Source organism: Roseateles depolymerans, from assembly GCF_003387155.1.
Taxonomy (GTDB): Bacteria; Pseudomonadota; Gammaproteobacteria; order Burkholderiales; family Burkholderiaceae_C; genus Roseateles; species Roseateles depolymerans.
Genome location: NZ_QUMT01000006.1, coordinates 163,919 through 178,153 on the forward strand (window position 1 = coordinate 163,919; position 14,235 = coordinate 178,153).

The window sequence follows — 14,235 nt, forward strand, 5'->3', positions numbered from 1 at the left end:
GACGCGGCTATTCAGTCGAATCGTTGGCCCACAGGCCTCAACGCCCGCCGAACCGCCCCGCCGCCTGCTTGCGGTATTCGGTGGGCGTCATGCCCTTGATGTCCAGGAAGCGGCGGTTGAAGTTGGCCATGTTGTTGAAACCCACCTCGTAGGCGATGTGGGTGATGTAGCGCTCCGACTCCTGCAGCAGCTGACAGGCCCGGTTCACCCGGATCAGGTTCACGAAGTCGGTGAAGGTGTTGCCGGTGGCGCGGCGGAAGAAGCGCGAGAAGCGGCTCTCCGTCATGCCCAGTTCCCGGGCCAGGTCGGCCGCGGACACCGGCGCGGCCATGTTGTCGGTGATGCGGCTGACCACGGCATTGATCTGCGCCAGTTGCGTGTCGCTGTCCTCGCTCTGCAGCTGTGCGCTGGAGAGCAGGCGGAAGTCGGTGCAGCGCGCCAGCTCGCTCATCCAGTTGCAGAAGGCCGCGAAGCGGGCCAGGCCCTGGCTGGATTTGATGCGGTGCCAATGCTCGGTCGCCTTGTCCTGCATGCCGAAGAATTCGATGCCATGGCGCGCACGCTCCAGCAGCGGCATCACCTCCCGCAATTCGGCGATGCCTTCCGCCGCCAGCGCCAGCGGCTGATGCGGAAACTGCACCACCAGGTCGCGCTCGGCATAGCCGGCTTCCGGCACGTCCATGCTGATCCAGTTGTGCGGCAAGCGCGGCCCGGTCAGCACCAGTTGCCCCGGCTGGAACTGGCCGATCCAGTCCCCGACGAACACCTTGCCGGACGACGCGGTGATCAGGTGCAGCTCGTATTCATCGTGGTAGTGCCAGCGGGCCAGCGGCGTCGGAAACCCGTGGGAGAGGCAGCGGATGAATCCGGCCGTCTCCGGCGGCTCGTAGCCCAGCTCGGGCACACGCGAAAACGCATGCTCGAGCTCGGGCTTGGTCTGGCGCGGCAAGGCATGAAGCGAGGACATGAAGGCTCCCGGCGAGGGTGGCGAGGGTTGGCTGGGCCCCATCATCGCAGCGGCGACGGGCCCGCCCCAACCGGATCAAGGGTGCGAAGGCGGCGTGGACGTGGAATGCTTCGAGGAATGCTGGGAAGAATGGCCCGCCACAAAGCGATCCACCTGCTCCGTGGCGGTGCGAAGCGCCTGGACCAACCGTGCATCCCCGGCCAGTTCGCCCCACAGCACCGGGTCGGCGGCAAACGCGGCCACCGGGTCGGCCGAGGCGCAGATGGCATGGGCGACGGCCGGGTCCATGGCCTGGTCCTGGTAGGTGTAGGGAATCTGGCCGGCATGCCAGCGATGGAGGTAGGCCAGGAACAGCGCCGGCAACACGGCCACGCTGGCAATGCTCTCCCCGCGCGCCAGACGCTCACGCACCGTGGGCGCGATGAAGCCCGGGATCTTGCTGAAGCCGTCCATCGCGACGCGCTGGTTGGTGTCGGCAATGGCCGGGTTGCTGAATCGATCCAGCACCACGTCGCGGTAGGCGGCCAGGTCGATGGGGCTCGGTTGCAGCACCGGGATGGCGTCGTCGGTCACGTAGTTGAAGGCCAGTTGGCGAATGGCCGGATCGTGCGTGCCTTCATGGATGTAGGTGTAGCCCACCAGCGTGCCGGCCCAGGCGATGCAGCTGTGCGTGGCATTGAGCAGGCGGATCTTGGCTTCCTCATAGGGGGCCACCGAGTCCACCAGCTCCACGCCCACGCGCGCCCAGTCGGGCCGGCCATTGATGAAGCGGTCCTCGATCACCCACTGGATGAAGCTCTCGCCCATCAGCGCGGCGCGGTCCTGGCGCCCGGTGGCGGCCAGCACCCGCGCGGCCACTTCAGGCGTGGGGCGCGGCGTGATGCGGTCCACCATGGCATTGGGGCTGGTGGTGTGGGTCTCGATCCATTGCGCCAGCGCATCATCGCCCAGCGCCCGCACGAACTGCAGCAGGCCGTGGCGCGACCGCTCGCCGTTGTGGCGCAGGTTGTCGCAGTTCAGCAGGGTCACATCGCCCGCGCCCGACGCCATGCGGGCGCGCAGCAGCGTGGTCAGCGCGCCGTACAGGGTGCTGCCGGCACGGCCTTCGCGCACCGCCTGCAGATCGGCCTTCAGGTCCGGAGCGCTGTCCCAGTCGAGCTGGTGCTGGCTGTTGAGGTAGTAACCCGCCTCGGTGACGGTGAAGGAGATGATGCGGGTGGTGGGCGCACAGGCCAGCGCCACGAGGCCCGACAGATCCGCCGTCCACGGCACCACGGTGCGGATCGCATCGATCCAGGTGTAGCGGCGCTCCCCTTGGGCTGTCACCGTCTCCAGCGTGTAGGCGCCGTTCTGGGCCACCAGGGCGTCGATGGTCTCCTGCATGTCCGGCCGCAGGTTGCCACCGGCCAGCACCCAGCGGGTGTCGCCCAGTGCATGCAGCTGATGCAGGTAGACCGCCTGATGGGCACGGTGGAAGGAACCCAGGCCCAGATGCAGGATGGTGAGAGTGTCTTGAGCAGTCGTCATGGCAGATCGGGAGGGTCTTCAACAGGGGATCATTGAGCGGCGGCCTGCACCACGCGGCCGGCGCTGTCGAACCAGTGGGCCTGGTCGGTGGCGACGTTCAGGGACACGTCGTCCCCGGCCTGCAACTGCGTGCGCTCGCTCTGGCGGGCCACCAGTTGCGCGCCCTCGGCGGTGCGCACATACAGCAGCGTCTCGGCGCCCAGCGCCTCCACCAGCTCGACACGGCCGCTGACTGCGCCCTGCCCCTTGGGCAGCACGCTCACCGCTTCCGGGCGCAGGCCAATGGCCCCATCGGCAGCCGCCTGCGGGCCCTGCTGGCGCATCTGCGGCGGCAGCTGGACAGCGGGCACCACATTCATCTGCGGCGTGCCGATGAACTGCGCCACGAACTGATTGGCCGGGCGGTCGTAGAGCTCCAGCGGCGTGCCAACCTGCTCGATCAGCCCATCCCGCAGCACGACGACGCGGTCGGCCAGGGTCATGGCCTCGACCTGATCGTGAGTCACGTAGATGGTGGTGGCGCCCAGCTCCCGGTGCAGCTTGGCGATTTCCACCCGGGTCTGGCCGCGCAGGGCCGCGTCCAGGTTGGACAGCGGCTCATCGAACAGGAACACCTTGGGCGCACGCACGATGGCGCGACCGATGGCCACCCGCTGACGCTGGCCGCCGGACAGTTCCTTGGGCGTGCGCTCCAGGTAGCTGGTGAGGTTGAGCGTGGTGGCGGCGCGTTCGACCTTCTCGCGGATCACGGCAGGATCCACCTTGGCCAGCTTCAGCGCGAAGCTCATGTTCTCGTAGACGCTCATGTGCGGATAGAGCGCGTAGCTCTGGAACACCATCGCCAGGTCGCGCTTGCTGGACGGCAGGTCGGTGATGTCGCGACCGTCGAGCTCCAGCGTGCCGCCGTCGATGCCTTCCAGGCCCGCGATCAGCCGCAGCAGCGTGGACTTGCCGCAGCCCGACGGGCCGACGAACACGATGAACTCGCCCTTGTTGATGGTGAGGTCGATGCCTTTGATGGCGCGATGGCGACCGAAGAATTTCTCGACACCGCGCAGTTGGAGGTAGGCCATGACAGTGGTTCCTGAAATCTGGACTGCAAACAATCGAAGGGAGGCGGCTTACTTGACGGCGCCGAAGGTCAGGCCCTGCACCAGCTGTTTCTGGCTGAACCAGCCAAACACGACGATGGGGGCGATGGCCATCAGCGAGGCCGCGGAGAGCTTGGCCCAGAACAGGCCTTCGGGGCTGGAGTAGGACGCGATGAGGGTGGCCAGCGTGCCGGCCTTGGCGGCGCTGAGGTTCAGGCTCCAGAACGCCTCGTTCCAGGACAGCACCAGGCACAGCAGCCCGGTGGAGGCGATGCCGCCCATGCCCAGCGGCAGCAGCACCAGCCGTACTTCCTGCCACAGCGTGGTGCCGTCCATGCGGGCGGCTTCCAGGATTTCCGGCGGGATGTCCTTGAAGTGCGAATACAGCATCCACACCATGATGGGCAGGTTGGACAGGGCAAACACGATGATCAGGGCCAGCTGCGTGTCCAGCAGATGGCTTTTCTGCGCCAGCACGTAGATGGGCACCAGGGCGCCGACGGCCGGCATCATCTTGGTGGAGAGCATCCACATCAGGATGTCGCGGGTGTATTTGCCGCGGAAGAAGGCCATGGCGTAGGCCGCGGGTGCGGCCAGCAGCAGGCCCAGCACGGTGGACAGCACGCTGGTGATCACCGAGTTCTTGGCATAGAGCAGGTAGTCGCTGCGGGCCTGAACCTCGTGGAAGTTTTCCAGCGTGGGCGAGAAGAACAGCTGCGGCGGCACCGCGATGGCTTGCAGCTCGGTCTTGAAGGCGGTGAGGAACAGCCAGCCCAGCGGGAAGAACAGCAGCAGGGCCACGGCCCAGGCGGACAGGGTGCGCAGCACGAGGCCCAGCGGCAGGATGGGACGACGACGGGACGACATTGGGGGCGCTCCTTACTTGTCCAGGTTTTTGCCAACGAGGCGGATGAGGAACACCGCGGCGATGTTGGCCAGCAGCACGGCGAACAGGGCACCGGCGGAGGCCACGCCGGCGTCAAAGTTCAGCAGGGCCTGCTTGAAGATCAGGAAGGTGACGTTGGTGCTGGCGTCGCCGGGGCCGCCGCTGGTGGTGGTGTAGATCTCGGCGAAGACGCTGAGCAGGAAGATGAGTTCGATCATCACCACCACGGCGATGGAGCGGCCCAGGTGCGGCAGGTAGAGGTAGCGAAGCTGCTGCAGGTAGGTGGCGCCGTCCATGCGGGCGGCTTCCAGCTGTTCCTGGTCCATGCTTTGCAGCGCGGTCATGAAGATGAGGGTGGCGAACGGGAGCCACTGCCAGGACACCATCACGATGACGGAGAACAGGGGATGGTCGGTGAGCCAATCGACGGGCTGGGCGCCGAAGAACATCCACACCTGGGCGAGCACGCCGTAGATGGGGTTCATCATCATGTTCTTCCACATCAGTGCATTGACGGTGGGCATGACGAAGAACGGCGAGATCAGCAGCACGCGCACGATGCCGCGACCGGGGAACGGGCTGTTGACCAGCAGCGCGATGAGCACGCCGAGCACGGCAGTGGCCAGGATCACGCTGCCCAGCAGCAGGAGGGTGTTGACGACGGCGGGCCCGAACGATGGGTCGGTGACGAAGAACTCGAAGTTCTCCAGCCCTGCGAATCCTGTCTGATCCGGCTGCATGAGGTTGTAGCGGATCAGGGAGAAGTAAATGGTCATGCCCAGAGGCACGATCATCCAGAGGAAGAGCGTCCCCATGGCTGGCGCCAGCAGCAAACGCGGAAGCAGTCGTTTCATGATGGTCTATTCAGGGACGCCGAGAGCGGCGAAGGGCGACGTCGCCACGTAGGGAACAAGTGCCTGGAAGGCGTAGCGAGTGGTGCCGGTGCTGTCCCGGAGCCGTACTCCCGTACGGCGAGGAACACCACCGGCAGATCGGACCGCGCAGTAGCCTTACGAGCCCTTGTTCACTTGTAGTAGCCGGCCTTGCGCATTTCGCGGTCGGCGGTCACCTGGCTCGCCTTCAATGCGTCGTCGACTGAGACACGCCCTGCCACAGCGGCGCTCATCTGCTGTCCGACGGCGATGCCGATCGCCTGGAACTCCGGAATCGCGGCGAACTGCACGCCCACATACGGGCTCTTCGGCAGCGTCGCATCGGTCGGATTGGCCGAGTCGATCGCCGTCTTCTCCGCAGCCGCAAACCGAGCCGCCTTCTGGAACTCCGCATTCGCATAGGTGCTCTTGCGGGTCCCGGTCGGCACATTCGCCCAGCCATTGGTCTTGGCCACCAGCTGGATGTACTCCTTGCTGGTCGACCAGGTGATGAACTTCTGCGCCGCCGCCACCTTCTTCGAGCCCGCCGGAATCGCCAGATTCCAGGACCAGAGCCAGTTGGCGCCCTTCGGCGTGTTCATCGTCGGCGCCTGCGCAAAGGCCATCTGCGACGCGACCTTCGACTGCTTCGGATCCGACACGAACGAGGCCGCGATCGTCGCGTCCACCCACATGCCGCACTTGCCGGAGCTGGTCAGCGCCAGGATCTCATTGAAGCTGTTGGCCGACGACCCGGGCGGGCCGTAGTTCTTCAGCAGGTCCACATAGAAGCTGACCGCTTCCTTCCACGGCTTGGACTCGAGCTGCGGCTTCCATTGCATGTCGAACCACTGACCGCCAAAGGTGTTGGCAATGGTGGTGATCAGCGCCATGTTGTCGCCCCAGCCCGGCTTGCCACGCAGGCAGATGCCGTAGATGCCGTTCTTGGGGTCATGGATCTTGGCCGCCAGGTCCTTGATCTGCGGCCAGGTCGGACGCTCGGGCACCTGCACGCCCGCCTTGTCGGCCAGGTCCTTGCGGTACATCAGCATGGAGCTCTCGGCGTAGAACGGCGCGGCAAACAGCTTGCCGTCCACCGACAGACCGGCGCGCACGGCCGGCAGCAGGTCGTCCACGTCATAGCCGGCATCGGGCTTGAGCTCTTGCAGCCAGCCCTTCTTGCTCCAGATCGGCGCCTCGTACAGGCCGATGGTCATCACGTCGAACTGGCCGCCCTTGGTGGCGATGTCGGTGGTGACGCGCTGGCGCAGCACCCCTTCTTCCAGCGTGACCCACTTGAGCTTGATGTCGGGGTTGGCCTGCTCGAAATGCTTGCTGAGCTTTTGCATCTCGATCATGTGACCGTTGTTCACGGTGGCAATCACCAGCTCGGTCTGCGCCTGCGCCGCACCGGCGAAGGACCACATCACCGCCGCAGCCGCGGCCGCTACACGAGCGGCACGCGCGACACGAATGGAAGCGTGCATCGGGGAGTCTCCTGTTTGTTGGTTTTCATGTCCGGCGTGGGGGAGCAGCGCCGACGACACGAACGATACCGATGCAGAAATGCCGCGGTGGTACCCAGTGGTCCATCAGAAGATACTGAGTTGCACCACTTGATTAGTGTTACTACTAATCTGGCGAAACCAAGTACAGAGATCGCCCCTGGTGGGCGGATTTTGGCAACAGCAGATGCGGGGAGCGGCCGCTGAGGGCCGCCAGGCGCTCACCCGGCCGTCGCGGGTGTGCTGAGCGAGGTCAGACGAACTGTGCGGCGGCGTGGGCGGAGGCCCAGGCCCATTGGAAATTGAATCCGCCCAGATGGCCGGTCACATCCAGCACCTCGCCGATGAAGTACAGGCCCGGCGACTTGAGCGACTCCATCGTCTTGGACGACACCTCCCGAGTGTCCACGCCGCCCAGGGTCACTTCCGCGGTGCGGTAGCCCTCGGTGCCCGCCGGCACCACCTGCCAGGCGGAGAGCTTGTCGGCGATGGCCTCCATCTCCGCATGCGTGTATTGCTTGATGGGCTTGGACGGGAACCATTGCTCGCAAAGCAACTGCGCCATCTTCTTGGTGAAGACCTCGCCGAGCAGCGTCTTGAGCTCAGCATTGGGACGGTCCAGGCGCTGCTGGGCCAGCCAGTCCGGCACCGAGCGGTCGGGCAGCAGGTTGATCTCCACCGCCTGGCCCGGCAGCCAGTAGGACGAGATCTGCAGGATGGCCGGGCCGCTGAGCCCGCGGTGGGTGAACAGGATGTTCTCGCGGAAGCTCTTGCCGTTGCAGCTCACCAGGCAGTCCACCGACGTGCCGGAGAGCTCGGTGCACAGGTCCTTGAGCTGATCGGTGATGGTGAACGGCACCAGGCCGGCGCGGGTGGGCAGCACGCGGTGGCCGAACTGCCGGGCGACGTCGTAGCCGAAGCCGGTGGCGCCCATGCTGGGGATGGAGAGGCCGCCGGTGGCGATGACCAGCGACTGGCAGCGGACAGGGCCGATGGAGGTGTGCAGCAGGTAGCCGTCGTTGGGCGGTGCGGCGGGGGCTGCGGAGGCGCCTTTGGAGGGCTTGGCCGCCTTGGCGCGCTTGTCGGCCTTGGTGGCCTTGGCAGGCGTGGAGTTGGATGCAACGACACCTTCCGCGACCTGCGCGCCCTCACCGCTCATTGCGTCCACTCGCGGAATGCACTCGATCTTCTCGACGCTGGTGTTCAGCTGCACCGTGGCCCCCACGGCCTCGCATTCAGCCAGCAGCATCTTCAGGATGTCGATGGACTTGTTGTCGCAGAAGAGCTGCCCCAGCTTCTTCTCGTGATACGGCACGCGATGCTTGTTGACCAGCGCAATGAAGTCCCACTGCGTGTAGCGGGCCAGGGCCGATTTGCAGAAGTGGGTGTTCTCCGAGAGGAAGTTGGCCGGCTCGGTGTAGAGGTTGGTGAAGTTGCAGTTCCCGCCGCCGGACATCAGGATCTTCTTGCCGGCCTTGTTGGCATGGTCCAGCACCAGCACCCGCCGGCCACGTGCACCGGCTTGCGCGGCGCACATCAGGCCAGCGGCGCCAGCGCCGATCACGACCACATCGGTGACGATCTCCTGGGGGCCTTTGCCTTGGGTGTTCACCACCGCCACTTCTGCGCTCATCTGCCAGGCCCCGGATCAGTACTCGTCGCCGCCCGGGCTCACATAGCCCGGCGCGAGATTTTCAAACTTGGTGTTCTGTCGCTGGAAGGCCAGCTTCACCGTGCCCACCGGGCCATTACGCTGCTTGGCGATGATGATCTCCGCCACGCCGGGTTCCTTGCACTCGTCCTTGGTGTAGTACTCGTCGCGGTAGATGAACATGATGATGTCCGCGTCCTGCTCGATGGCGCCGGACTCACGAAGGTCCGACATCATGGGCCGCTTGTCCGGCCGCGTTTCCACCGAACGGTTGAGCTGCGACAGCGCAATCACCGGGCACCGCAGTTCCTTGGCCAGCGCCTTCAGGCCCCGCGAGATTTCGCCCACCACCGTGGCCCGGTTTTCCTCGCTGCCACCGCCGTTGCCGCTCATCAGCTGCAAATAGTCGATGATGATCAGGCCCAGCTGTCCGCAGATGCGCGCCTGGCGACGGGCACGGGCCCGCACTTCGCTGGGCGACAGGCCCGGGCTTTCATCGATGAAGATGGGCGCATTGCCCAGCTTGTCGACCGCCTCGGCCAGTCGGCCCCATTCGTCATCCTGCAGGCGACCGGTGCGCAGATGGCTCTGGTCGATGCGGCCGATGGAGCCCACCATCCGCAAAGCCAGCTGGGCGGCGCCCATTTCCATCGAATAGATGACAACCGGCAGGCCTTCATTGATGGCCACCGATTCGCCAATGTTGATCGCAAAAGCGGTCTTGCCCATGGAGGGACGTGCCGCCAGGATGATGAGGTCGCCCTTTTGCAGGCCGGCGGTCATGCGGTCCAGGTCGAAGAAGCCGGTGCGCACGCCGGTGACGTCTTCCGCCCCCTGCTCCGCCAGCTCATTGACCCGGTCCATCAGCTCGACCATCAGCCGGTCCATGCTCTGGAAGCCCTGGCCGCCGCGGGAGCCTTCTTCGTTGATGCGGAAGATCTTGCCTTCGGCTTCGTCCAGGATCTCATTGACCGGACGCCCCTGCGGATTGAGGGCAGCGGTGGCGATCTCGTCGGAGGTGGCCACCAGCTTGCGCAGGATGGCCCGCTCCCGGACGATTTCCGCATAACGGCGCAGGTTGGCGGCACTGGGCACGCCCTGCGCCAACGCATTCAGGTAGGCCAGGCCGCCGCATTCCTCGGCCTTGCCCAGCGAGGTCAGTTCCTCGAACACCGTCACCACGTCCGCAGGTTTGCCGGCGTTCACCAGCTTGCCGATGGCGGCATAGATCTGCTTGTGCTCGAAGCGGTAGAAGTCGGTGTCGCTGAGGGTGTCAGCCGCCTTGTCCCAGGCGGTGTTGTCGATCAGCAGCCCTCCCAGCACGCTCTGCTCGGCCTCCACCGAATTGGGCGGCACACGCAGGCGGGCGACATCGTCGTCGCGGGCGCCGGAACCGGGCGGGTTGGCGGAAAAAATCGCGGACATGTGGACAACTCTGTGGGAAAGCGGTGATCAAGCTCTGGAGAGTCCGGGACATCCCGTGGACAACCCCAGGCCCTGAAATGCCGAAAGCCGACCGCTTTTCAGCTGTCGGCTTTCGTTTGTCCTAGTGTGGCAGCCTCCGGAGAGGCCACCATTAGGGCATGCGCGGTGGACAAACCACCGACGCATCAGGTGCCAATTACTCGGCTTCGGCGACGATCTGCACCGTCACGTCCGACACCACGTCGGTGTGCGGAGCCACGGTCACAGCGAATTCACCGACGGTCTTCAGCGGACCGTTGGGCAGGCGCACTTGCGACTTGGCCACGGCGATGCCGGACTTGGTCAGTGCTTCTGCGATGTCAGCGTTGGTGACGGAGCCGAACAGACGGCCGTCCACGCCAGCCTTTTGGCTGATGGTGACGGTCTTGCCGTTCAGTTGCTCGCCCAGAGCTTGGGCGGCGGCCAGCTTTTCAGCAGCAGCCTTTTCCAGCTCAGCGCGCTTGGCTTCGAATTCCTTGATGGCCGACTCGGTGGCGCGACGGGCGCGGCGGGTCGGGATCAGGAAGTTACGAGCGTAGCCGTCCTTGACCTTGACGACGTCACCCAGGTTGCCGAGGTTGGCCACCTTTTCAAGCAGGATCACTTGCATGGTGTACTCCTCAGACCTTGTGCTGGTCGCTGTAAGGCAGCAGAGCCAGGAAGCGGGCGCGCTTGATGGCGACCGACAGCTGACGCTGGTAGAACGCGCGCGTGCCGGTCAGGCGTGCGGGCACGATCTTGCCGTTTTCGCTGATGAAGTCGCGCAGGACGTCGACATCCTTGTAGTCGATCTGCTCAACACCGGCGACGGTGAAGCGGCAGAAACGCTTGCGACGGAACAGCAGCGATTGTTGGTTGCGCTTGGGCTTGCGGTCCTTCGAGAACCGACCTTTACCACGTGGCGGGGGCATATTGACCTCTTCGAATCTATCCAGATAAAACGATGTGCGCGAAACCTTGAATGAAGGACGTCTGTACCAGCGCTGACTCAGCGATCGACGGCAGTGATGTGGAACACCGTGCCTCGGCCTTGCCGCTGTGCTGACAGAAACCCGGTGAACACCGCAGCTTCCGTCAGGCCCAGGGCCTGCACCCGTTTGACGATCTCGCCCACGGCCACCGCTTTGATCTCCAGGGCCACCTTGCGGCGGGCCCCGGCTTCTTCGGCCTGGGACTCATGCGTGAGCATCAGGTCCAGGGCCGGAAGACCGGCGGGGGTGTAGCGGACTGCGGCGAGTTCGAGGATTCGTGCGCTTAAAACCAGTTGGTTCATACCAGTTGGTTCAGACCAGAGGGTTCAAAGCGCAGTCTTCAGGAACCGGATCGCCACGAGCGGCTGATTCAGAAACAGAGAACTTCAGGAATCGCGACGGCCAGTTCAGGCGGACGCTTCTTGGGGAGCCTTGCGGGCTTCTTCGCGCTCAACAGCCTTCATCATCACCGAGGGGGCGGTCTCCGCCTTGTCCTTGGCAACGGTCAGGTGACGCAGCACGGCGTCGTTGAAGCGGAAACCGGTCTCGAGCTCACCCAGGATTTCCTTGGATGCCTCGATGTTCAGGCACAGGTAATGTGCCTTGGCCAGCTTCTGGATCATGTAGGCCAGTTGACGGCGGCCCCAGTCTTCCACGCGATGCACCTTGCCACCACCGTTGGTGACCAGGCCCTTGTAGCGCTCCAGCATGGCCGGAACTTGTTCGCTTTGATCCGGATGGATCAGCAGAACGATCTCGTAATGACGCATAAATACTCCTTGTGGGTTTCAGAGGGTCTGAAAGCCGAACCCCAGCGTCTCCTGGGTCCGGCAAGGGAAGCCCGCGATTCTAGTGCAAGTCGCAGGGTTGCGTCCACCGGGCATTTGCGGCCGTGCGGAAATGCCGGGCTAGATCTCGTGCAGGCGACGCTGCACCGCCTGAGCGGGCGCCGGCGGTGGCGGGGTGAGCAGGCTCACCGCCACCAGGGCCAGGATGCCTGCGGGCAGACCGAACAGCGCAGCGGCCACGGGCTGAATGCCCCACCAGAGCTGCGGGTCTCCGGACAGCCCCAGGGCCTGGCGCAGGCCCGCATGGGCGCTGATCATGTAGTAGAGCGTGACGCCCAGCCCGGTGAGCATGGCGGCGGCGGCCCCGTGCTTGTTGGCGCGGCGCCAGAAGATGCCGCCCACGAGCACCGGCACCAGCGTGGCCCCGGCCAGGGAGAAGGCCGCGGAGACCAGCAGCAGGATGTCCGCCGGCTTCTGCGTGGCGACGGCGGCGGCGGTGAGCGCCGTGGCCAGCAGCAGGGCCTTCGAGACGGTCACTCGCTGGGTGGCCGAGGCGGCGGGATGCAGCACGCGGTAGTAGATGTCGTGGGACAGGGCGCTGGAGATGGTCAGCAGCAGGCCGTCCGCCGTGGAGAGCGCTGCGGCCAGCGCGCCGGCGGCGACCATGGCCGACAGCACATAGGGCAGCCCTGCCAGCTCTGGCGTGATGAGCATGATGACGTCGCCCCCCACGCGAAGCTCCGCGAGCTGCAGGATGCCGTCCTGGTTGACGTCCTGGATGCTGAGCAGGCCCGGATCCACCCGCATCCATTGCCGGACCCATGACGGCAGCTCCGCGATGGGCATGCCGACCAGGTGGGTGAAGACCTCATGCTTGAGTAGCACGGCCAGCGCGGGCGCACTGAGATAGAGCAGCGCAATGAAGAACAGCGACCAGGCAACCGAGGTGCGCGCCTCGGCGACGCTGGGCGTGGTGTAGTAGCGCGTCAGGATGTGCGGCAAGCCGGCGGTGCCGACCATCAGCACCAACACCAGGGCGACGAAGTTGCGGCGCGAGAGTTCGAAGGCTTCGCGCTCTTCCGGGGTGCCGTCCGGGTTGCCGGCGAAGGGCCGGGCGTGGGGCGGCATGCCGGCCAGGGGCTGAGCGCGCTGGTGCTGCTGATGCGCCGCCCAGGCCCATTGCTCGCGAGCCTGAACTTCGGTGCGGGGGAGCGCGGCCCGCAGCTTTTCGGCGGCCTGGATCTGCGCGAGCGGGGCATCCTCGGCCTTGAGGCGGGCGATGCGCTGGGAGGCGGCCTGGCGTTCCAGGTCCAGGGACTGCGGCAGCTCGGCGATCATCCGCTCGTAGTCGCGGGCGCTGCGTTCGTAGAGGGCGCGCACCTCCAGTTCCTTGGGGTCTTGCAGCAGGGCCTGCTCCCGGGCGGTGATCTGCTGGAGCTGCCGGCCTGCCGTCAGCTGCGGCAGCGGGCCACCTGTCTGCTGGACGGACAGCCACATGACCGGCAGCACATAGGCCAGGATCATGATGATGTACTGCGCCACCTGCGTCCAGGTGACCGCCCTCATGCCGCCCAGAAAGCTGCAGACCAGCACGCCGCCGAGGCCGACGAATACACCGATCTCGAAGGTGAGCCCTGTGAGCCGGGTGGTGATCAGCCCGACGGCGTAGATCTGCGCGACCAGATAGATGAACGACACCAGCACTGCCGCCGCAGCGCCCATGACTCGCAGGCCGCGACTGTCAAAGCGCTCCGCGAGGAAGTCCGGGACGGTGAACCTGGCGAAGCGACGCAGATACGGCGCGAGCAGCAGGGCCACCAGACAAAACCCCCCGGTCCAGCCCAGCACAAACGCCAGCCCGCCGTAGCCCGACAAGTAGAGGCTCCCCGCCATGCCCAGGAACGACGCCGCACTCATCCAGTCGGCGCCTGCCGCCATGCCGTTGTAGAACGCGGGAACGCGCCGGCCAGCGACGTAGTACTCCACCGGGTCGGTGGTCCGGCTCAGCACGCCGATGCCGGCATACACCAGCACGGTCAGCAGCAGAAAACTGAAGCCCAGCCACTGCTTGGACATGCCGAAATGCTCGAGCACACCCAGCACGCCGACCAACATCACCACGCCCACGGTATAGGCCGCGTAGTTGCGGTTCAGACGCCGGCGAAAAGCGCTCGCCGACGCCAAGCCATGAGGCGCCTGCTGCTCCTGCGGCGCCTGGGCCTGCTGCGCCTGCGGCGACTGTTGGGGGTTGAAGAGAGTGGGTTTGGACATCGCCTATGGATCTTCGCCAGTCGCGTTGCTGGGCGCATCGGTTATTTCCTGCACGGTGGCATGGGACCTGGATACGGCGCGATGTGTGTGGGGCGCGGTTGAGGGTGGAGTGGGGTTGGGGGTGGGGCGTGGCGGGGGCGAGCGCTGAGGTGGGGCATGCCGGCGGGTTTGGGGGTGTGTGGGAGGAGCCGAGGAGCGGAGGAAGTCGGGGGCGCGCGAAGCGCGCGTCAATGACTAGCTAG

At 65.6% G+C, this 14,235-nt stretch carries 13 protein-coding genes; all 13 read right to left on the minus strand.

The features are described 5' to 3' along the window. Positions 1-37: 37 nt before the first annotated feature. Positions 38-967, minus strand: coding sequence for a helix-turn-helix domain-containing protein (locus tag DES44_RS22725; RefSeq protein ID WP_058937276.1), 930 nt, complete (start codon positions 965-967; stop codon positions 38-40). Positions 968-1,042: 75 nt separating this feature from the next. After that, complete coding sequence (dalD, locus tag DES44_RS22730; RefSeq protein ID WP_058934378.1) at positions 1,043-2,494, minus strand: D-arabinitol 4-dehydrogenase; 1,452 nt, start codon at positions 2,492-2,494, stop codon at positions 1,043-1,045. A gap of 29 nt (positions 2,495-2,523) precedes the next feature. Then, positions 2,524-3,567 carry an ABC transporter ATP-binding protein gene (locus DES44_RS22735; RefSeq protein WP_058934377.1) on the minus strand — a complete coding sequence of 348 codons (1,044 nt, stop codon included), beginning with the start codon at positions 3,565-3,567 and terminating at the stop codon, positions 2,524-2,526. A gap of 48 nt (positions 3,568-3,615) precedes the next feature. Next, a complete protein-coding gene (locus tag DES44_RS22740; RefSeq protein ID WP_058934376.1) occupies positions 3,616-4,452 on the minus strand; it encodes a carbohydrate ABC transporter permease in 837 nt (278 codons plus the stop codon). Positions 4,453-4,464: 12 nt separating this feature from the next. Then, positions 4,465-5,325 (minus strand): carbohydrate ABC transporter permease, encoded by an 861-nt coding sequence (locus DES44_RS22745; RefSeq protein WP_058934375.1) that lies wholly within the window; start codon positions 5,323-5,325, stop codon positions 4,465-4,467. A 170-nt stretch (positions 5,326-5,495) separates the two neighbouring features. Further along, a complete protein-coding gene (locus DES44_RS22750; protein WP_058934374.1) occupies positions 5,496-6,830 on the minus strand; it encodes an ABC transporter substrate-binding protein in 1,335 nt (444 codons plus the stop codon). A gap of 271 nt (positions 6,831-7,101) precedes the next feature. Further along, complete coding sequence (locus DES44_RS25340) at positions 7,102-8,481, minus strand: BaiN/RdsA family NAD(P)/FAD-dependent oxidoreductase (protein ID WP_058934373.1); 1,380 nt, start codon at positions 8,479-8,481, stop codon at positions 7,102-7,104. 15 nt (positions 8,482-8,496) lie between these two features. Continuing rightward, a complete protein-coding gene (dnaB, locus tag DES44_RS22765; RefSeq protein WP_058934372.1) occupies positions 8,497-9,924 on the minus strand; it encodes a replicative DNA helicase in 1,428 nt (475 codons plus the stop codon). A gap of 196 nt (positions 9,925-10,120) precedes the next feature. Further along, complete coding sequence (gene rplI, locus DES44_RS22770) at positions 10,121-10,573, minus strand: 50S ribosomal protein L9 (protein WP_058934371.1); 453 nt, start codon at positions 10,571-10,573, stop codon at positions 10,121-10,123. A 10-nt stretch (positions 10,574-10,583) separates the two neighbouring features. Then, on the minus strand, positions 10,584-10,874 hold the full coding sequence (gene rpsR / locus DES44_RS22775; RefSeq protein ID WP_058934370.1) for a 30S ribosomal protein S18: 291 nt from the start codon (positions 10,872-10,874) through the stop codon (positions 10,584-10,586). Positions 10,875-10,951: 77 nt separating this feature from the next. Further along, positions 10,952-11,236, minus strand: coding sequence for a primosomal replication protein N (gene priB / locus DES44_RS22780; protein WP_058934369.1), 285 nt, complete (start codon positions 11,234-11,236; stop codon positions 10,952-10,954). 105 nt (positions 11,237-11,341) lie between these two features. Continuing rightward, a complete protein-coding gene (rpsF, locus tag DES44_RS22785; RefSeq protein WP_058934368.1) occupies positions 11,342-11,704 on the minus strand; it encodes a 30S ribosomal protein S6 in 363 nt (120 codons plus the stop codon). 138 nt (positions 11,705-11,842) lie between these two features. Continuing rightward, positions 11,843-13,993: a sodium:solute symporter family protein gene (locus tag DES44_RS22790; RefSeq protein ID WP_083525431.1), complete on the minus strand. Its 2,151-nt coding sequence runs from the start codon at positions 13,991-13,993 to the stop codon at positions 11,843-11,845. Positions 13,994-14,235 lie beyond the last annotated feature (242 nt).